Genomic DNA, 17,020 nt, shown 5'->3' on the forward strand with positions numbered 1-17,020 from the left:
CTTCTTGACAAAAAAAGTTGTCGGTTGGCACACTGGTGGCATGCAGGACATCGCAGTTATCGAGGACCCCGCAGCCGCCGAAGCATCCCTGGACCCCATCCGCACGCGGATCCTGAGGGAGCTGGTGCTGCCGGCGTCAGCCACGCAGCTGGCCGTGCGCGTCGGACTTCCTCGGCAAAAGGTGAATTACCACCTCAAGGCCCTGGAACGGCATGGCCTGGTGGAACTGGTGGAGGAGCGCCGCAAGGGCAACGTGACCGAGCGGGTCCTGCAGGCGGCGGCGGCCTCCTACCTGATCTCGCCGTCCGCGCTGGCCGCAGTGTCCCCGGACCCGGGCCGGTTCGCCGACCGCTTCTCGGCTTTCTGGCTGCTGGCGCTGGCGGGACGGATGGTGCAGGAAGTGGGCAAGCTCATCACCGGCGCCGCCGCGGCCCGGCAGAAGCTGGCCACCTTCGCGATCGACGGCGACATTACCTTCCGCACTGCCGCGGACAGGGCCGCGTTCGCCGAGGAGCTCGGTGTCGAGGTGACCCGGCTGGTGGACAAGTACCACGACGGCGGCGGGTCGCCCTGCGGGCGGCGGCACCGGCTCGTGGTGGCGCTGCATCCGGCACTCAAAGAAACCAATGCCTCCACGGCAACCAACGAAACAGCAGGCAAGGAGCAGGACAAATGAGCGACAAACGGGACTTCGAGATCGTCCAGGACACCGAACTGCCCGGCACCCCCGAGCGGGTGTGGGAAGCCGTTACCAACGGAACGCCGGCATGGATGTTCCCCACGGACCAATGGCCGGCAGTCAAGACCGTTGAGGAATACCCCCATCATCTTGTGTCCCGGATGGAGGGGCCGGACGGCTGGTTCAACCAGCTGGAGCACGTGCTGGAACCGCTGGACGGCGGCCGTGCCCGGCTCCACTATGTCCACAGCGGCATCTTCGCTGAAAACTGGGACCAGCAGTACGACGGCGCCAGCCGCCACACCGAGTTCTACCTGCACACGCTGGGCCAGTACCTGCAGTACTTCGACGGCCGCCCCGTGGTGTTCACCGACATCCAGGCCCCGGCGGCGTCCCAGACAGCGGACGGCTTCACCCGCCTCCGTGACGCACTGGGCGCCGGTTCCACAGGGCCGGGCGCCACGGTTGATGTGGAGCTCGACGCCGTGGGGCGGCTGGCGGGCGAGGTGGACTTCGCGAATGAGCACTTCCTGGGCATCCGCACACCGGACGCCCTCTACCGGTTCTTCGGCCGCAACGCATGGGGTGCCCCCGTGGGCATGACGGTGCACGATTTCAGCGGCTCCGGCGATTCCGGGACCACGGCCAAGGCGTGGAGCGGTTTCCTGGAGCGGGTGTACGCGTAGCTCCCGCTTCCCGTTCCACGCCCAGATCGCCGGAAAGCTGCGGGGTAGCCGTCTTTTTCCGGCGGTGAGGCACCGCCCCGGCGATTCCGGCAGCGGTCGCTCAGGCGATGGCGACGGCGGGAGCCTGGGTGAGCGAACGCCGCAGCTGGGGTGCGGCGTCCAGCCGGTCCTGGGCCGCCCGGAGTGCCAGGACGGCCACCTCCAGTTTGTCCGGCGTCAGGGTGAAGGGCAGCCGCAGGTTGCGTTCGAAGGCGCCGCCGATTCCGAACCGGGGCCCGGCCGCCAGCCTGATGCCATAGTCCGGGGCAAGGACTGTCAGCGCCGTACTGATGGGGGCCGGGAGCCGGCACCATACGGAGAGGCCGCCGGCAGGCGGTGCCGCCTGCCACGTTGGAAGGTGTTCCGCCAGGAGATCCAGGAGGGCTGACCGGTTGCGGCGCAGCGTCTGCAGCAGGGCCGGCAGCGGTTCCTCCAGTGCCCGCACCAGGTGGGCTGCCGCGAGCTGCTCCATGACGGGGCCGCCCAGGTCCAGGGTGGTCCGGGCCGCCGCAAAGCGCTGGATCATGGACTCCGAGGCGCGGATCCAGCCCGTGCGCAGGCCGCCCCAGTGGGACTTGCTCAAGGAGCCAATGGACACCACAGTGCTGCCGAAGCCGGCAAGGGGCGTGGTGGCGGTGCCGTCGAGGTTGAGGTCCCGGAGCGTTTCGTCTGCCACCAAAACGGTTCCGGCCGCTGCCGCCGCGCGGACCAGTTGGCGGCGCTGGGCATTAGGCATGATCAGGCCTGTGGGGTTGTGGAAGTCCGGGACAAGGTAGGCAAGTTTTGGCTTCTGCTGCACCATGGCAGTTTCCATGGCCGGCAGGTCCCAGCCGGACCCGGCAAAGGCGACCGGGACGGGTCGGCACTTCGCGGAGCGGATGGCATCCAGCGCGTGGGGATAGCTGGGGTGTTCCACCAGGACCCGGTCCTGCCGGTCAGCCAGGGTGCGGATGATGATGGTCAGGGCGTGCTGGGCTCCGGAGGTCACCATGACCTGGCCCGGCTGGGTTGGCACTCCGGCCGCCGTGTAGCGGTCCGCGACGGCCTGCCGCAGCGGCAGCAGTCCCAGGGCGTCGTAGCCAAACCCGGGCAGCAGTGCCGGCAGCTCCGTCAGCGCTGCGGCGAAGGCCCGGTGCACCACCTCGCCGCTGGCAGGCAGCGCCGAATAGGCCAGATCCACCAGTCCCGCGGGTGCGGTGAGTCCGGGCGCGGTAAGCCCGGGTGCGGTGAGCCCGGGGGCCGGCAACGCCCCGGTGGATGGAGGCTGCGGACCGAAGAGGGCCGAACCAAAAGGGGTCAATTCCGGAATGCGTGTGCGCCCGCGGCTGCCCTGGCCGCTGCTGAGGAATCCCTGCTCCCGAAGGCTTGAATACGCCGCCGTTACCGTCGTCCTGCTGATATCGAGTGCGGCGCACAGCGCGCGCTCGCTGGGCAGCGCCGTATCCAGCGGGATCCTGCCGTCCAGGATGAGCAGCCGGATGACGTCGGCGAGTTCGCGGTATGCCGGCCCCGTCCTGGTGTTCCACGGGCCGAGGAGGCGCGACAGCGCGAGGGCGGTAAGGGCGGCAGGCATGTAGCCAGTATTTCAGACTGGATATGTAATTCAATGCCAGTTTGCTGTGATCATGGTTCCATGATGACCCGCAGACTCGTCCAGCTGTTCACCGGCCTCGCCATGTACGGCATCTCCCTGGCCATGTTTATCCGCGCCGGCCTGGGCCTGGATCCGTGGGACGTGTTCCATCAGGGTCTGGCCAACCGGACAGGGCTGAGCATCGGCGTGGTGGTAATCGCCGTGAGCTTCCTGGTGCTGCTGCTGTGGATTCCGCTGCGGCAGATGCCCGGCTTCGGGACGCTCTGCAATGCCATTCTGGTGGGCGTCTTCGCGGACATCGGGTTGGCACTGATCCCGACGGTCAGCTACCTGGCCGGCCAGATCGGCCTCCTCGCGGGCGCAGTGCTGGCCAATGCCGTGGCCTCTGCGTGCTACATCGGTGCCGGATTCGGGCCGGGTGCCCGCGATGGCCTCATGACGGGGCTTGCCCGGCGCACTGGATGGACGGTCAGGTTTTCCCGGACGCTGATTGAGGTGACGGTGCTGGCGGCCGGCTGGCTGCTGGGCGGATCGGTGGGTGTGGGCACCGTGGTTTACGCCCTGGCGATTGGTCCCCTGGTCCACCTCCTGCTGCCGCGCTTCGTGGTTGGCCCCGGCAAGGCCAGTGCCGCCAGGGAACCCACCACCGCGAACTGTTAAAGCGCCTGACTGTTAGGGCGCCTGGCTGTACGTCAGGCAGGCGGGGGCTGGCACCTCGGACAGAAGTAGATGTCCCGCTCCTCCTCGCCGTTTGGCTTGCCCAGGAGCCCCCGCTGGATGGGGGTGCCGCACTTGAGGCACGGCCGCCGTTCTCCGCCGTAGACCCAGTAGCCCGGCCTGCCCGCCATCCTGCCCACCGGCATGCCCCGGTTATTGAGGATGGTGACGCGGCGCCCCGCACCCAGGTTGACCTCCAGGAGCTGTTTGGCGTCGGTCATCATGGTCCGCACGTCTGCGACATCGGCAACCGGGGTGGCGGGATGCACCCCCGACAGGAAGCACGCCTCGCAACGGTAGATGTTTCCTATGCCGGCGAGGTTCCGCTGGTCCAGGAGTGCCACACCGATGGGAACCTCGGGGCGCGACCTGACGCGCCGTTCGGCCTCGTCCAGGTCCCAGTCAGGGCCCAGGAGGTCCGGGCCGAGAAAGCCCACAATCGAGTCTTCGTTGGCGGTGGCCACCACTTCCACGACGCCCAGCGAGAAGCCGACGGCGTCCGCCACGGCAGTGCGCAGAACGCACCGGGCGGTGTAACCCGGTTTCCGCCACCTCCCGCCGGGCGGGTAAACCTGCCAGGCGCCTTCCATCTTCAGGTGCGAGTGGATGGTCAGCCTCTTGTCCTCTGGGCTGACCACACGCATCAGCAGGTGCTTGCCCCTGGGGACCACTTCATCCACGGTCCAGCCGGAAAGGTCCAGGGTGGCGAACCGGGGCACGCGGAAGTCAGAGGCAATCAGTGTCTGTCCCGCCAGGGCCTCATGCAGCTGGTGCGCGGCCCGCCACACAGAATCCCCCTCAGGCACGGATCCTCAGTCCTTTCGGCGTGGAGTAGGCTCCGGCGGCGCTGAGGGCAGCGGCAACAGGGGTATCGAGGATGCCGTGGCCGTTCACCTTCTCCATGATCAGCTTGTCCACCGCTCCACGGGTCACGACTCCCACCAGCGCCGCACCTGCCGCGGCGAGGACGGCGTCGTCGTCGCTGAAAGCCAGCAGCGTCTTTCCGCCGCGCTCCACGTAGAGAATCAGCGCACCGTCCACCAGCACCACCAGCGCCCCGGCTTTGCGGCCGGGTCGGTGGCCGGTACCGGCGTCGTCCTGCGGGGCGGGCCAGGGGAGTGCGGCGCCGTAGGGGTTGGCCGGATCTGTGGCGGCGAGGGCAAGTGCAACGGGTTCAGCCTTGGCCAGCCCGGTGTCCTCCGAGTAGGAGCGAAGCCGGTCCACGGTGGCGGGCACTGCGAACTGGGCGGCGCCCAGGTGCTCGATAAAGTAGCCGCGGCGGCAGCGGCCGGCTTCCTCCAGCCGGGCCAGTACCTTGTACATGAGTCCGAAACCCCCCAGGATCTGCTCAGCCATGACCGAACCCCTGGTAACCACGCCGTAGCGGTCCAGCAGGAGTTCCGCGGTGGCACGGGCGTGGATGGTGGCATCGAGTTCAGGTTCGGGCAGCGCGGACCAGCGGCCAGCGGCAGTGGGCGGCGTCGCTGCGCCCTGGGATCCGTAGCGGCCGCCGGACAGTCCGGGGGACCCCATCAGGCCGGTGCCATGGGAACGGCCCAGCCGGCTCAGCCGTGGTGCCCTTGCCCGCGGTGCGCGGGCAACCTGGCGGTGGGCGGTGTGGCCCCCGGCGATCAGGGCCCGCACGGGGGCGAAGGTGTCTCCGGTGATCCGGCCGGCCCAGGCCAGGTCCCAGAGCGCTGCCACTACTTCCTGGTCGCTGAGGACGGCGTCCATGCCGCCGGCAACCTCGGACAGTTGCCGGAAGAAATACCCGCCGCCGTTGTTCCGCAGGTGATCAAGGAGCCGTTGGCCGGCGTCCCCTGGTTCGAACTCGGGGGACGGGTTCAGCGTCAGCTCCACCGAATCCGCCAGGTGGAGGCTGATCCAGCCGTCGTTCCCGGGCAACGCCCCGGCCCCGGACCACAGGACCTCGCCGGCAGCCATCAACTCATCAAGCATGGCCGGCTGGTAGTTGGACACGCGGGTGGACAGCACCAGGGGTTCCCATGCCGAGGCGGGGACGGGTACTCCCGAGAGCTGGTCGATGGCAGTGATGATGCCGTCCAGTCCGCGCAGCGAGGGCTGTCCGCGGCCGCCGCCGGGGGTCCTGACATGTTGCCATGCGGGGAGGAAGCGTCCGTAGGCGGCGGCGTCCACCGGTTCCACTTCCGCGCGCAGGGCGGCCAGGGAGCGACGCCGGAGTTTGCGCAGCACTTCGGCGTCGCACCATTCGCTGGTGATGGTGTGTGGGGCGTCAGCGCCGGGGGCGTTGGCTGGCGGCGGTGCTGCTCCGTCAATTTGCGGCGCTGCGTCAGCTTCCTCTCGGGCCGGCGGGGTCACATGCGGCCTGAATTCCCCTTCCACCACGCGGCCGTCCGCCGCCAGGCGCTTTAGCGCGGTGCCCACCACGGCCACGCCCAGGCCCAGCCGGGCCGCAGCCTCCGCCGCGGTGAAGGGGCCGTGGGTGCGGGCATACCGGGAGACGAGGTCGCCCAGGGGATCGGCAACCGGCTCAATGAAGGCCAGCGGAACACCCATCGGCAGCGGCACGCCGATGGCATCGCGGAGGCGGGCGGCGTCCTCCACCGCGGCGAAGCGTTCCACGCCGCCGATGTTGACCTTGATGGCACGGTTGGCGCGCTGCAACGCCAGGAGGTGGGCGTTGGCGTCGGCCGCAGTGGCGGAGGGGGTTTCGGCGCGTGCAGCCTCCACGGGCTCACCCACCGGTTCGGCGGACTCATGGGCCCCGGGTTCGTTGGCCTCGACCACAGGGGTTTCGGCAGGTTCCAGCCGCAAGGCGGCCTCTTCCGGATCGAGGGGCCCCAACAGCCGCAGCAGGTCCGCCACGCCTTCCATTCCGCGTGCACGGCGGTCCGGGGCGAGGCGCTGGAGCTCGCGTTCGGTGGCGTCGATGACCTTCGCGTCCAGGAGTTCGCGCAGTTCCACCCTGCCCAGCAGCTCATTGAGCAGCGTGGAGTCCAGCGCCAGCGCGGCGGCGCGCCGCTCCGCGAGCGGGGAATCGCCCTCGTAGAGGAACTGGGCCACGTAGCCAAAGAGAAGGGACTTGGCGAACGGTGAGGGCTGCTGCGTGGTGGTCTGCAGGATCCGCAGTTCCCGCCGTTCCACGGATGCGGCGATGTCCTTCAGCGCCGGCAGGTCGTAGACGTCCTGCAAGCACTCGCGCACGGTCTCCAGCACGATCGGGAACGTGGGGTATTTCCGGGCCACATCCAGCAGCTGGGCGGACCGCTGGCGCTGCTGCCACAGGGGCTGGCGTTTGCCGGGGGTCTGCCGGGGCAGCAGGAGCGCCCGTGCCGCGCATTCCCGGAACCGGGAGGCGAAGAGGGCGCTGCCACCCACCTCGGCGGTGACAATCTGTTCCAGTTCCTCGGGATCGAAGAGGAACAGCTCGGCGCCCGGCGGCTCGTCCTCCATCATGGGCACCCGCAGCACGATGCCGTCGTCGGCCGCCATGGCGGAGCCATCCAGCCCGTAGCGCTGGTGCAGCCGCTGCCCCACAGCCAATGCCCAGGGCGCGTGCACCGGCATGCCGAATGGGCTGTGCAGGATCACGCGCCAGTCGCCCAATTCGTCGTGGAACCGCTCCACCACCAGCGTGGTGTCGCTGGGGACCACCTCGGTGGCCTGCTTCTGCTCGCTGAGGTACTGGATGAGGTTGTTGGCGGCGAAGTCGTCAAGGCCGCTGGCTTTGCACCGTTCGGTGGCCGGGCCGGGATCGGACGCGGACAGCTCGCGGACAAACGCACCCAGGGCGCGGCCCAGGTCCACCGGCCGGCCCAGCGAATCACCCTTCCAGAAAGGCAGCTTTCCGGGCTGCCCGAATGCAGGGGAGACCAGGACGCGGTCGTGCGTAATGTCCTCGATCTTCCAGCTGGTGGCGCCCAGGGCAAAGACGTCGCCCACCCGGGACTCGTAGACCATTTCCTCGTCAAGCTCGCCTACGCGGCGGCCACCCTTGGGCGCGCGCGCCGGTTTGCCGTCCTCGGCGGGGGAGGCAGAGCCTTCCTGTTCAGTGCCGATGATGTAGACGCCGAACAGCCCGCGGTCCGGGATGGTGCCGCCGGACGTCACGGCCAGGCGCTGCGCTCCCGGCCGGCCCTCGATGGTACCGGCGTTGCGGTCCCAGATGATCCTGGGCCTGAGCTCGGCGAATTCGTCGGAGGGATACCGCCCGGCCAGCAGATCCAGGGTGGCTTCGAACGCGGATCGTGGGAGGGACGCAAAAGGCGCGGAGCGCCGCACGGTGCTGAACCATTCCTCCACGTCAATGCTGCCCAGTGCCGTGGCGGCCACGGTCTGCTGGGCCAGGATGTCCAACGGGTTGGCAGGGATGCTGAGCCGCTCGATCTTGCCGTCCAGCATGCGCTCCACCGTGATGGCGGTGTGGACCAGGTCAGCGCGGTGCTTGGGGAAGAGGACGCCCTGGGAGATCTCGCCCACCTGGTGCCCGGCGCGGCCCACCCGCTGCAGGCCGCTGGCCACCGAGGGGGGCGATTCAACCTGTACGACCAGGTCCACGGCACCCATGTCGATGCCCAGCTCCAGCGAGGAGGTTGCCACCACGCACCGAAGCCGGCCGGACTTGAGGTCGTCCTCGATAAGCGCGCGCTGGTCCTTCGATACGGAACCGTGGTGGGCGCGGGCCAGGACCGGATCTGCCCCGGCGGAGCTTCCGGCCTGGGCCATCATGTGCGCCGGGGTGGCGGTTGACGCGGGAATGCCCGACGCCGGTTCCCCCGCAGTGCCGGGCGGAGCCGCCTGCCCTTCCGGACCGGGCCCGTCCCAGCCGCCGCCGACGGCAACCAGTTGGCGTTCGGCGTAGATCTCGTTGAGCCTGGCCGTGAGACGCTCCGCGAGGCGCCGGGAATTGGCGAAGACGATGGTGGACTGGTTGGCCAGCACCAGGTCCACGATCTTTTCCTCCACGTGCGGCCAGATGGACGCCTGCGGCTGCAGCCCCGATGCCGGGCCGGAATCGAACGCCCCGGCCGCGCCCTGCAGGTCTGACATGTCCTCCACCGGCACGGAAACCGTCAGGTCCCAGTTCTTCCGGGCCGGCGGAGCGACAATTTCCACCGGTGCCGAGCCCGCAAGGAACTGCGCCACGAGTTCCCGGGGTTCCACCGTGGCAGAAAGCCCGATGCGCTGTGCGGGTTTGGGCAGCAGCGCGTCCAGCCGTTCCAGTGATACGGCAAGGTGCGCTCCCCGCTTGGTGCCCGCCACGGCGTGGACCTCGTCAAGGATGATGGTGTCCACCTCGGTGAGCGTCTCCCGGGCCTTTGACGTGAGCATGAGGAACAGCGATTCGGGGGTGGTGATGAGGATGTCCGGCGGGCTGCTCAGGAGCCCGCGGCGCTCAGCTGCGGGCGTATCCCCGGACCGGACCCCCACGGTGATCAGCGGCGCGGGTAGCCCAAGCCGCTTTGCGGTCTGGGTAATGCCGATCAGCGGGGAGCGCAGGTTCCGCTCCACGTCCACGCCCAACGCCTTCAGCGGTGATATGTAGAGGACGCGGGTCTTGCGCTTGGGTGCCCGCGCGCGTTTGCCTTTGGCCGGCGGCTCCTCCGCGGCAGGCTCAGGGGCGTGCGAGACCAGGAGCCGGTCCAAGGCCCAGAGGAAGGCGGCGAGCGTCTTTCCGGAGCCGGTGGGGGCCACCACCAGGGCATGCGAGCCGGAGGAAATGGCGTTCCAGGCGCCGGCCTGCGCCGGAGTCGGCTCCGAAAATGCGCCCAGGAACCAATCCCGGGTGGGCCGGCTGAACTGGCCCATGGGCGCAGCCGTACCGGAGGCACCGCCGCCGGCAGGACGCTGTTCCTGGTTCATGCCTCCATCATGCCCCACGGCACCGACACCCAACTCACGCAGGCCCGGCCTGGGGCAGGTCCTTGGTGGCAGGGCCCTCAAGCAGCTTGCCTTCGTTGGTGAAGCGCGAGCCGTGCAGGGGACAGTCCCACGTCTGTTCGTTGTCGTTCCAATGCAAAATGCCGCCCAAATGGGTGCAGACCGCGGACAACCTGCAGGTGTTTCCGCCAACGGTGGATACTGCCACCGGCCGGTTGCCGGCGCGGTAAACGCTGCCATGGCCTTCGGTCGGGGCTGCGGCAGTCGCGTGTTCGCCAGGGACGGGTGCGGGGGCCGCAGCGACAGGAGTAGTGCCCGCGCCCGGAGCAGGAGGCGCAGCAGGCCGGTCCTTGGCACGTTTGAACCCGTCAAACCTCCGGCCCTCCGCCGCCAGCTTCCCCCAGTCCGAGGCCAGCCTGGCCGCCACCCCGGCGTTCAGGCTGACGGCGGAAAACGCGCCGGCTGGTGCCGTGATGCGGTGGTGGATGGTGTCAGCCCAGGGCATCTTTCCGCCGAGGATGTCCGCCGAGATCCCCAGGGCGGCGGCCACCGCGTTGGTCATTCCCCATTTGTTGTAACCGGTGCCAAAGTAGATCCGGCCCTTACCCCGGGGAAGCTTGCCAAAGAAAGGCATGAGGTTGGTGGGGTGGTAGTCCTGCGCGGACCACGTGTGGGTGGCAACAGCACCGGGATAGTGCTTGTCCGCCCAGGACAGCAGGCCGGCCAGGTGCGCCTTCTCGGAATCGGTCCTGCCCACGTGGTGCCCGTGCCCGCCCACCAGCAGCAGGTTCCGCCCGTCCACCTCATAGTCCCGCAGCGAATGGGTGGGTTCTTCGACGGAGATGTACATTCCCGGCGGAGGTGCCTGCTCCTCCTGGAGTTCAAGCGCGGCCGCGTAGGAACGGGCGGGCTTCAGCTTGGCGAAGTACAGGCCGCGGTCCAGGACCGGGATGCCGGTGGCCAGCACTACTTTGTCCGCCCTGACGCTGCCCCGGTCGGTCCGGACAATGGAGGGCGCGTCACCGGTCACGTCGCGAAGCCGGACTCCGCCCACGATGCGGCCGCCCCGGCTCCGGATGTCCGCCACCAGGGCATCGAGGACATCCATCGGGTTGATCTGGGCCTGGCCGCGCAGGCGCACGGCGCCGTGGACGGGAAACGGAAGGCCGGCGTCGCGCACATAGTCCACGTCCAGCCCGGCAGTGCCGGCGGCGCTGAGCTCTTCCCGCAGTTTCTCAGTGCCTTGGGCGGACGCAGCGTATGTGTAGGCGGTGCGGCGCTGGAAGGGCACGTTTTGTTCCTCGAGGTAGCGCAACAGCCACGCCTGTCCCTCCCGGTTCCCGTCCACGTAAGCCTGCACCTGCTTCCGCGAATACTGGCGGGCGAGCCGGGACAGGAACGTGCCCTGCAGCAGGGAGACCTTGGCGGTGGAATTGCCGGTGGTGACGGCTCCCGGGTGGCGGGCCTCGAGCACCAGCACGCTTTGCCCGGACCGGGCCAGCAGCAGGGCGGTGACCAATCCGGTGAGCCCTGCACCCGCCACCACCGTGTCGTACCTGGAATCCGGTTCGAACGGATCTGCGGCGAAGGGAGCCCTGCGGTCCAGCCAAATCGACGTCATGCCAGTCCAACCTGCCTTCGGTCCACAACCTCACAAGCCCGATTTGCGACGGGTCCGTTATGCACCCCTGCTACTCGCGGCATATTTGATAAGTGTACTTATGAAATCGGTTTTTGGTCCGACGGCGGTCCAACATAAACGTCAGGGTGCCCCGGCTTGTCGGCCGGGGCACCCTGACGTCATTCGGGGCTTCCGCGGGGCGTGAAGCCAAGCGGTCAGGCGGGCTGGAATGCTCCGATACTCAGCAGGGTGATGTCCGCGTTGCTGCAGGCCGTGGTGGGCTCCGGGATGAACAGGGAGTCGGTGTCCTCCGGCGGATAGATCCTGTACCCGGCGGCGTCGACAGGTGCGCAGCCCTGGTAGTTGCGGGCCTGTGTGTACCGGAGGACTGCGGTGCCGGTCTGCCCGGGGGCCAGGAGGACGTCAACGACGCCGGCGGAGTCGTCCCGGGCCGCAGGTGCGCCGATGGGGGCGCCGGTGGCTTCCGCTACGAGGGAGACGCCGGGGTAGCCGCGAAGGATGCAGGGGTCGGAGCCCTTGTTGGTGAGGTTGAGCTTCATGTAGACACTGCCGGCGGCCCCGCCGCCGGATGCGTCGGTCGCGGCGGTAAGTCCGGTCGCCTTGCATAGCCCGGGCCCGCCGGCAGCGGATGTGGCTGGGGCGGGTGAAGCGGGCGTCGACGTTGCCGGTGCCGGGGACGACGGAGGCGGCGTGGACGCCGATGCCGTGGGGGACTGGCTGGCCTGCCCGGTGGCGGGCGTGGTCGTCGTTTGGGACTGTGGCTGGCTTGGCCCGCATGCGGTGAGCAGCAGCGCCGCAGCCGCGGCCGCCGTCGTCAAGGCAAACCCCTGGGAAATTTTCTGAGACCTCATGGCACCACCTTCGCGGTAGCCGTTGCCCGCGTCAACGATGCCACATGCGGTAGCGGCAATTTGATGCCCGGATCGTGATGATCCGGGCACCAAATGCGTCCCTCCTGCCCGCCGCCTGCGACGTGGGTGCCGGCGGCGGGGGCGACGGTGCCGGCCCCCAAAGTGCCGGGCCCTGTGACGGTGTCGAGGGGCGGCGCTAGACTGCCAGCGTACGTGTTGGCGATCGAAGGAGAAGTTCATGGACTACACCGGAAGCCAGTCGGAGAAGGTCATCCAGGCCGGTGAACTGGGCCGCAGCCACATAGGGCAGACCATCAGCTTCCAGCCGAACGAGTTCACGGTGGTCTTCGGAAAGCTCGCAGGCATCGCTCGGACCGAGGCCATGGTCTACCTTTCCCTGGCGGGAGTAGGAAACGGCACGCACCTGAAGGATGAATACGACCTGCCCGTCACGCATGAGGTCTACGTGCCGGTGGATGTCATTTCCAACGCGGAATCGACCATCAAGGACCTGTTCGGAAAGGTCCAGGAGAACCTGCGGGGCGGCGGCCATAAGGGCGGCGAGGACCGGACTGACCGGCTCTAGCCGCAACTGAACAGGGGAAGGCCGGCACGAACGTGCCGGCCTTCCCCTGTTCAGTTGCGGTGGGTGCTTCGCCGGCTACGCCGCGGGAACGAAACTCAGGGCCGAGTTCCACTGGAACTGGGGCAGCTGCTCATTGGCTGAGAGCAGGATGTTCAGGAAACCGGTCTGTTCCAGCTGCCGTGCGCGGCGGAGTGGCCCCACCACAATGGGGGTCAGGCCGGCAGCGGAAGCGAAAGCGGCGACGGCGGCGACTGCTGCCTCATCATCTCCGGCCACCAGGACGTCCAACTTCTGGCCGGCCACTTGGCCCTCGCCAAGGGTGGCGGCAAAAGTGGTGTTGAAAGCCTTCACAACTTTCGCTCCGGTGGCCTTCTGCAGTTCCTCGGCGGCGGAGCTGCCGGCCGGAACGGAGAGGCCTTCAAAGGTGGAGAAGTCCACGGGGTTGGTGATGTCGACGTAGACCTTGCCGTCGAGGCCGTCGCCGTAGCGGGCCACGATTTCCTTGGCGGCGTCGAAGTACACGGCCGGGATGACGATGGAACCGGTGACTGCGTCGCCCAGCACGCCGGTGCTTACCTGGCCGGTGAATTCCGCGGCCAGGGCGTCGGCCTTGGCCTTGTCCCCGTGGGCCAGGATCTGGACGCTGTTGCCTCCGGCGATGGCGCGGGCTGCGAGTCCGCGGGCCATGTTGCCGGTGCCGATGATGGTGATGTCGGTCATGATGTTCTTCTTTCCAAAGAGGCGGGATAGGAAATTCACTGCAGTCCTTCGTTGAAATGCCCTTACTTGAAGCTTCAACTAGTGTCTTTGTGAATCTATTCCCGGCCAAGGAAACTGTTGTCCGCTTATCAGTACCGGAGTCAGGTGGCTGGGATCCTGAGGACTTCTGCCGCTGCCCGCAGGTAGGGGGCCGGGTCGGCGTCGGTTCCGGCGGCCCAATCCAGCCAGGCCTGGAAAGTGGCGGCGATGAAGGCGGCGCTCACATACCCCGCGGTTCCTTGCGGCACCCCGGCCGCCGAGAGGTAGGCCAGAGCCTCCCGGCGCTGCGCCCCCAGCGCCTCGTGGCTGTGGCTGAGCAGTTCCGGGTGCTCTGCGATGAGCCGGAGGCGCGCCCGGGCCAGATCCGGATGAGGCAGTGCGGCCGCCCCGGCAGCCACCGCATCGGCGAGGACGCTGATCGGCGGCCCGGGCCGGGCAGGACTGCCGGCGGCAGTGGTTCCGGTGCCCAGGGCACGCAAGGATGCCTGGAGGGCCGGTTCCATGCCGCCCCACACCAGGTCCGCCTTGGTGGCGAAGTAGCGGTAAAGGCTCTTCCTCCCTATTCCCGCGGCCTGGGCGATGTCCGCCATGGAGGTCTTGCCGTATCCCTGGCGGGCAAACAGGTCCATTGCGATGCGTGCCACGGAGTCGGCGTCGATGGTCGCCGGCCTGCCCGCCGCGCGCGCGGTTTCACCGTCCACTGCTGCGCCTCCATCCATATCGCGTGCCATTGCTTCCCTTCCATAATGACACCGCGTGTCATAAAGTGTGGGCATTACGCTCCCACTCTGGAAGGACCATCATGGCCACCGACGCATCTTGGCAGGAATCCGTCACCCCGGGCCGGTTCGCCGGCAAGACCGTCATTGTCACCGGGGCTGGCTCAGGCATCGGACAGGCCACGGCACTGCGCGTGGCGCGCGAAGGTGGACGGGTGGTGGCGGCCGACATCAGCCAGGAGCGGCTGGATGAGCTCGTGGCGCACAACGCCGACCTTGACCTGGTTCCGGTGGCGGGGGACATCTCAACGGAAGAAACAGTGGCTGCCATCGTCGGGGCCGCCGGGGGCAAGGTAGACGCACTGGCCAACGTTGCCGGCATCATGGACAACTTCGCCCCGATCCACGACGTGGATGACGACACCTGGGACCGGGTCTTCCGCATCAACGTCACTGCGTTAATGAGGCTGACACGCGCAGTGCTGCCGCTGATGCTGGAAGCCGGCACGGGCTCCGTGGTCAACGTGGCCTCCGAAGCAGGGCTGCGGGGTTCCGCGGCCGGTGCCGCCTACACCGCGTCCAAGCATGCGGTGGTGGGCCTCACGAAAAATTCAGCCGTCATGTACGGGCCAAAGGGGCTGCGCTTCAACGCGGTGGCCCCCGGCGCCACCATCACGAACATCGTGGCCAACTGGGGATCGCAGCTGGCCGTCGAACGCCTGGGCCCGCTGATGCAGGCCAACATACCGGCGCCGGCCACCGCCGCCCAGCTCGCCGCGTCCATCACCTTCCTGCTCAGCGATGACGGCACCAACATCAATGGCGCCGTCCTTGCTTCCGACGGCGGCTGGTCGGCACTGTAGCCGGCGGCGGCGCTGCTGACCGGCAGTTAAGGCAAGCGGGCGACGGCGGGAGCTCCCGCCGTCGCCCGCCTCACCTTGGGCCGTGGGCGCCAAAGCGCGCTGCACCTAGTACGCCTTGACGCGCTGCTCCACGATGAGGTGGATCAGGGCAAACACCCCGTCGCCGTCGATGGCCGCCAACGCGGCATCCAAGGCGGCCGGCACGTCCCGGTCCTCGGTTACGGTGATGCCAAACCCTCCGAAAGCCCTGGCCATCAGCGCAAAATCGGGGTTCTTCAACTGCGTGCCGGACACGCGCTGCGGGTAGTGCCGTTCCTGGTGCGTGCGGATGGTGCCGTACTCCTGGTTGTCCATGACCACCACCAGGGGCGTGGCGCCGTACTGGGCGGCGGTGGCCAGCTCCTGCCCATTCATGAGGAACTCGCCGTCCCCCGCGATGGTCACCACCCGCCGTCCTGGCTGGGCCAGCGACGCGGCGATCGCGGACGGCACCGAGTACCCCATGGAGCCGTTGCGGGCGCTGATCATGGACGCGTAGCGGCGGGTTGGGAAATACCGGTGGGCCCAGTTGGTGTGTTCCCCGGCCCCGAACGTCACCATCGCATCCCCGGGAAGTCGGGGCACAAGGTTGGCCATCAGGGTGTCCATCCTCGCCTTGCCCGGCGCCGGGGACGCAGAAGGGAGCGCCGCGAAGCTTTCCTGCTCTCCCCGCATCCTCGCCGTCCAGGCCTTCCACTCTTCCTTGACCGGCAGGTCGATGCACTCCAGGTCCCGGACGAACGCGTCCGGTTTGGCCAGGATCTGCCGTGACACGGGTCCGGACCGCCCCCGCAGCGAAGGGTCCGCCGTCACCAGGAAGTTCTTCTTGCTCCAGTCCTGGCGGCACACGAATCCGTCAGTGATCACATCTCCGGGCACCGTGCCCACGAACACCAGGAGGTCTGTCTCCTCCAGGAGGTCATATGTGGGCCTGGGCCGGCCGTACCCGATTGGCCCCACGTAGGACGGCGAATCAAAGGACACCGTGCCTTGGGTGCGCCACTCCGCGGCGGCCGGGATGTGATGGCGCTCCAGCCAGGAAGTGAGCTGCGTGGCCGCCTCCTGCGTCCAGTCGTTGCCGCCGGTGACGAAGAGCGGCTTGCTGGATTCGGCCAGGGCAGCCTTCAGTGCCGCGGAGTCCGTGCCGCTCAAGCCCCCTGCGGCTACGGGTATTGCGGGGTGGAGTTCCGGGCTGACCTGCTGGCGGATCACGTCCTCGGGCAGGCCAACAACCACGGGCCCGGGCCGTCCGCTCATCGCCGAAAACATGGCTTCGGCCACGATTTCGGAGGCCCGCTCCGGATGGTCCAGAACCATGACGCGCTTGGCGCCGGTATCGAACCAGGACTTGATGTCGAATTCCTGGAACGCTTCGCGGTCCCGGTGGGCAAACGGGATCAGGCCCACGAAGAGCAGCATGGGTGTGGAGTCCTGCCAGGCGGTGTGCAGGCCCACATGCGCATTCGCGGCGCCCGGTCCCCGGGTGACCATCGCGACACCCGGGCGTTGCTGCAACTTGCCGTCCGCCTCCGCCATGTAGGCGGCCCCGCCTTCATGCCGGCAGACGACGGTTTCAATGCTGGACTGGTGCAGGCCGTCCAGCACGTCGAGGAAGCTCTCGCCGGGAACCACGTAGGTGCGTTCCACGCCGTGGGCCACCAGCGAATCGACGATGACGTGTCCGGCGGATTTGAGGGCGGGCGCCACACGTTCCTGGTGGTGGACGACGGCGGCGGGCTGGGGATGGGAGGTGGTCAGGGTGGGCTGCGGCTCTGGTGTCATGGTCTTTCTTCAGCTCGGATGATTGCAGGCGTTGTGGTCAGGAAATGGGCATCCGGTTGGCGATCACGGGTGCTTTCCCGGTGTAGCCGTCGCGGGTTTCGGCGATGTGGCGGATGCGGTGGCGGCAGGCGTACCAGCCGGCGACCATGAGGATGGAGGCGATGGCGGTGACGAGCATGGTCAGGGGTGAGTCGATGAAGAC

At 68.3% G+C, this 17,020-nt stretch carries 13 protein-coding genes and 1 pseudogene; 6 read left to right on the forward strand and 8 right to left on the reverse strand.

Features of this window, described 5'->3' with window-relative positions:
* Window positions 1–40: 40 nt before the first annotated feature.
* Both J2T23_RS12685 and J2T23_RS12690 read left to right on the forward strand, forming a co-directional pair.
* Window positions 41–676: an ArsR/SmtB family transcription factor gene (locus J2T23_RS12685; protein ID WP_307360430.1), complete on the forward strand. Its 636-nt coding sequence runs from the start codon at window positions 41–43 to the stop codon at window positions 674–676.
* Window positions 673–1,365, forward strand: coding sequence for an SRPBCC family protein (locus tag J2T23_RS12690; protein WP_307360434.1), 693 nt, complete (start codon window positions 673–675; stop codon window positions 1,363–1,365). Before J2T23_RS12685 ends, J2T23_RS12690 begins: the two co-directional genes overlap by 4 nt.
* Before the next feature lie 100 nt (window positions 1,366–1,465).
* Here J2T23_RS12690 and yczR read toward each other — a convergent pair whose 3' ends face one another.
* Window positions 1,466–2,977, reverse strand: a complete 1,512-nt coding sequence (gene yczR, locus J2T23_RS12695) for a MocR-like transcription factor YczR (RefSeq protein ID WP_307360437.1) — start codon at window positions 2,975–2,977, stop codon at window positions 1,466–1,468.
* 60 nt (window positions 2,978–3,037) lie between these two features.
* Here yczR and yczE point away from each other — a divergent pair, with 60 nt between their 5' ends.
* A complete protein-coding gene (gene yczE / locus J2T23_RS12700; RefSeq protein WP_141158174.1) occupies window positions 3,038–3,658 on the forward strand; it encodes a membrane protein YczE in 621 nt (206 codons plus the stop codon).
* A gap of 32 nt (window positions 3,659–3,690) precedes the next feature.
* Here the strand turns inward: yczE and J2T23_RS12705 are convergent, their stop codons facing one another.
* The 4 genes and pseudogenes from J2T23_RS12705 to J2T23_RS12720 all read right to left on the reverse strand — a co-directional run.
* Window positions 3,691–4,521 carry an Fpg/Nei family DNA glycosylase gene (locus J2T23_RS12705; protein WP_141158173.1) on the reverse strand — a complete coding sequence of 277 codons (831 nt, stop codon included), beginning with the start codon at window positions 4,519–4,521 and terminating at the stop codon, window positions 3,691–3,693.
* A complete protein-coding gene (locus tag J2T23_RS12710; protein WP_307360441.1) occupies window positions 4,514–9,559 on the reverse strand; it encodes an Lhr family helicase in 5,046 nt (1,681 codons plus the stop codon). The genes J2T23_RS12705 and J2T23_RS12710 overlap by 8 nt, the downstream gene beginning before the upstream one ends.
* 34 nt (window positions 9,560–9,593) lie before the next feature.
* A complete protein-coding gene (locus tag J2T23_RS12715) occupies window positions 9,594–11,198 on the reverse strand; it encodes an FAD-dependent oxidoreductase (RefSeq protein ID WP_307360443.1) in 1,605 nt (534 codons plus the stop codon).
* A gap of 215 nt (window positions 11,199–11,413) precedes the next feature.
* Window positions 11,414–11,764, reverse strand: a pseudogene (locus J2T23_RS12720) (DUF4232 domain-containing protein); the annotation flags it as partial.
* 55 nt (window positions 11,765–11,819) lie between these two features.
* On the opposite strand from J2T23_RS12720, the gene J2T23_RS12725 reads away from it, so the two are divergent.
* Together J2T23_RS12725 and J2T23_RS12730 are read left to right on the forward strand one after the other, a co-directional pair.
* Window positions 11,820–12,062 carry a hypothetical protein gene (locus J2T23_RS12725; RefSeq protein ID WP_307360467.1) on the forward strand — a complete coding sequence of 81 codons (243 nt, stop codon included), beginning with the start codon at window positions 11,820–11,822 and terminating at the stop codon, window positions 12,060–12,062.
* 246 nt (window positions 12,063–12,308) lie between these two features.
* Window positions 12,309–12,656: a hypothetical protein gene (locus J2T23_RS12730; RefSeq protein WP_141180727.1), complete on the forward strand. Its 348-nt coding sequence runs from the start codon at window positions 12,309–12,311 to the stop codon at window positions 12,654–12,656.
* A gap of 75 nt (window positions 12,657–12,731) precedes the next feature.
* Here J2T23_RS12730 and J2T23_RS12735 read toward each other — a convergent pair whose 3' ends face one another.
* Both J2T23_RS12735 and J2T23_RS12740 read right to left on the reverse strand, forming a co-directional pair.
* Window positions 12,732–13,376, reverse strand: a complete 645-nt coding sequence (locus J2T23_RS12735; RefSeq protein WP_141158168.1) for an NADPH-dependent F420 reductase — start codon at window positions 13,374–13,376, stop codon at window positions 12,732–12,734.
* Window positions 13,377–13,516: 140 nt separating this feature from the next.
* Window positions 13,517–14,146 (reverse strand): TetR family transcriptional regulator, encoded by a 630-nt coding sequence (locus J2T23_RS12740; protein ID WP_307360448.1) that lies wholly within the window; start codon window positions 14,144–14,146, stop codon window positions 13,517–13,519.
* A 71-nt stretch (window positions 14,147–14,217) separates the two neighbouring features.
* On the opposite strand from J2T23_RS12740, the gene J2T23_RS12745 reads away from it, so the two are divergent.
* Window positions 14,218–14,997, forward strand: a complete 780-nt coding sequence (locus J2T23_RS12745) for an SDR family NAD(P)-dependent oxidoreductase (RefSeq protein ID WP_307360450.1) — start codon at window positions 14,218–14,220, stop codon at window positions 14,995–14,997.
* 105 nt (window positions 14,998–15,102) lie between these two features.
* Here J2T23_RS12745 and J2T23_RS12750 read toward each other — a convergent pair whose 3' ends face one another.
* Entirely contained in the window at window positions 15,103–16,818 is a 1,716-nt protein-coding gene (locus J2T23_RS12750; RefSeq protein ID WP_307360452.1) for a thiamine pyrophosphate-dependent enzyme, read from the reverse strand.
* Between the last annotated feature and the right edge of the window lie 202 nt (window positions 16,819–17,020).

The organism is Pseudarthrobacter niigatensis, assembly GCF_030812615.1.
In the GTDB taxonomy this organism is placed as follows: Bacteria; Actinomycetota; Actinomycetes; order Actinomycetales; family Micrococcaceae; genus Arthrobacter; species Arthrobacter niigatensis.

Bases quoted from the DNA above. Each gene is read 5' to 3' on its own strand.
- J2T23_RS12730 (WP_141180727.1), top strand. From the start codon at position 12,309: ATGGACTACACCGGAAGCCAGTCGGAGAAGGTCATCCAGGCCGGTGAA.
- J2T23_RS12690 (WP_307360434.1), top strand. From the start codon at position 673: ATGAGCGACAAACGGGACTTCGAGATCGTCCAGGACACCGAACTGCCC.
- yczR (WP_307360437.1), bottom strand. From the start codon at position 2,977: ATGCCTGCCGCCCTTACCGCCCTCGCGCTGTCGCGCCTCCTCGGCCCG.
- J2T23_RS12710 (WP_307360441.1), bottom strand. From the start codon at position 9,559: ATGAACCAGGAACAGCGTCCTGCCGGCGGCGGTGCCTCCGGTACGGCT.
- J2T23_RS12740 (WP_307360448.1), bottom strand. From the start codon at position 14,146: ATGGCACGCGATATGGATGGAGGCGCAGCAGTGGACGGTGAAACCGCG.
- yczE (WP_141158174.1), top strand. From the start codon at position 3,038: ATGATGACCCGCAGACTCGTCCAGCTGTTCACCGGCCTCGCCATGTAC.
- J2T23_RS12715 (WP_307360443.1), bottom strand. From the start codon at position 11,198: ATGACGTCGATTTGGCTGGACCGCAGGGCTCCCTTCGCCGCAGATCCG.
- J2T23_RS12745 (WP_307360450.1), top strand. From the start codon at position 14,218: ATGGCCACCGACGCATCTTGGCAGGAATCCGTCACCCCGGGCCGGTTC.
- J2T23_RS12750 (WP_307360452.1), bottom strand. From the start codon at position 16,818: ATGACACCAGAGCCGCAGCCCACCCTGACCACCTCCCATCCCCAGCCC.
- J2T23_RS12735 (WP_141158168.1), bottom strand. From the start codon at position 13,376: ATGACCGACATCACCATCATCGGCACCGGCAACATGGCCCGCGGACTC.
- J2T23_RS12685 (WP_307360430.1), top strand. From the start codon at position 41: ATGCAGGACATCGCAGTTATCGAGGACCCCGCAGCCGCCGAAGCATCC.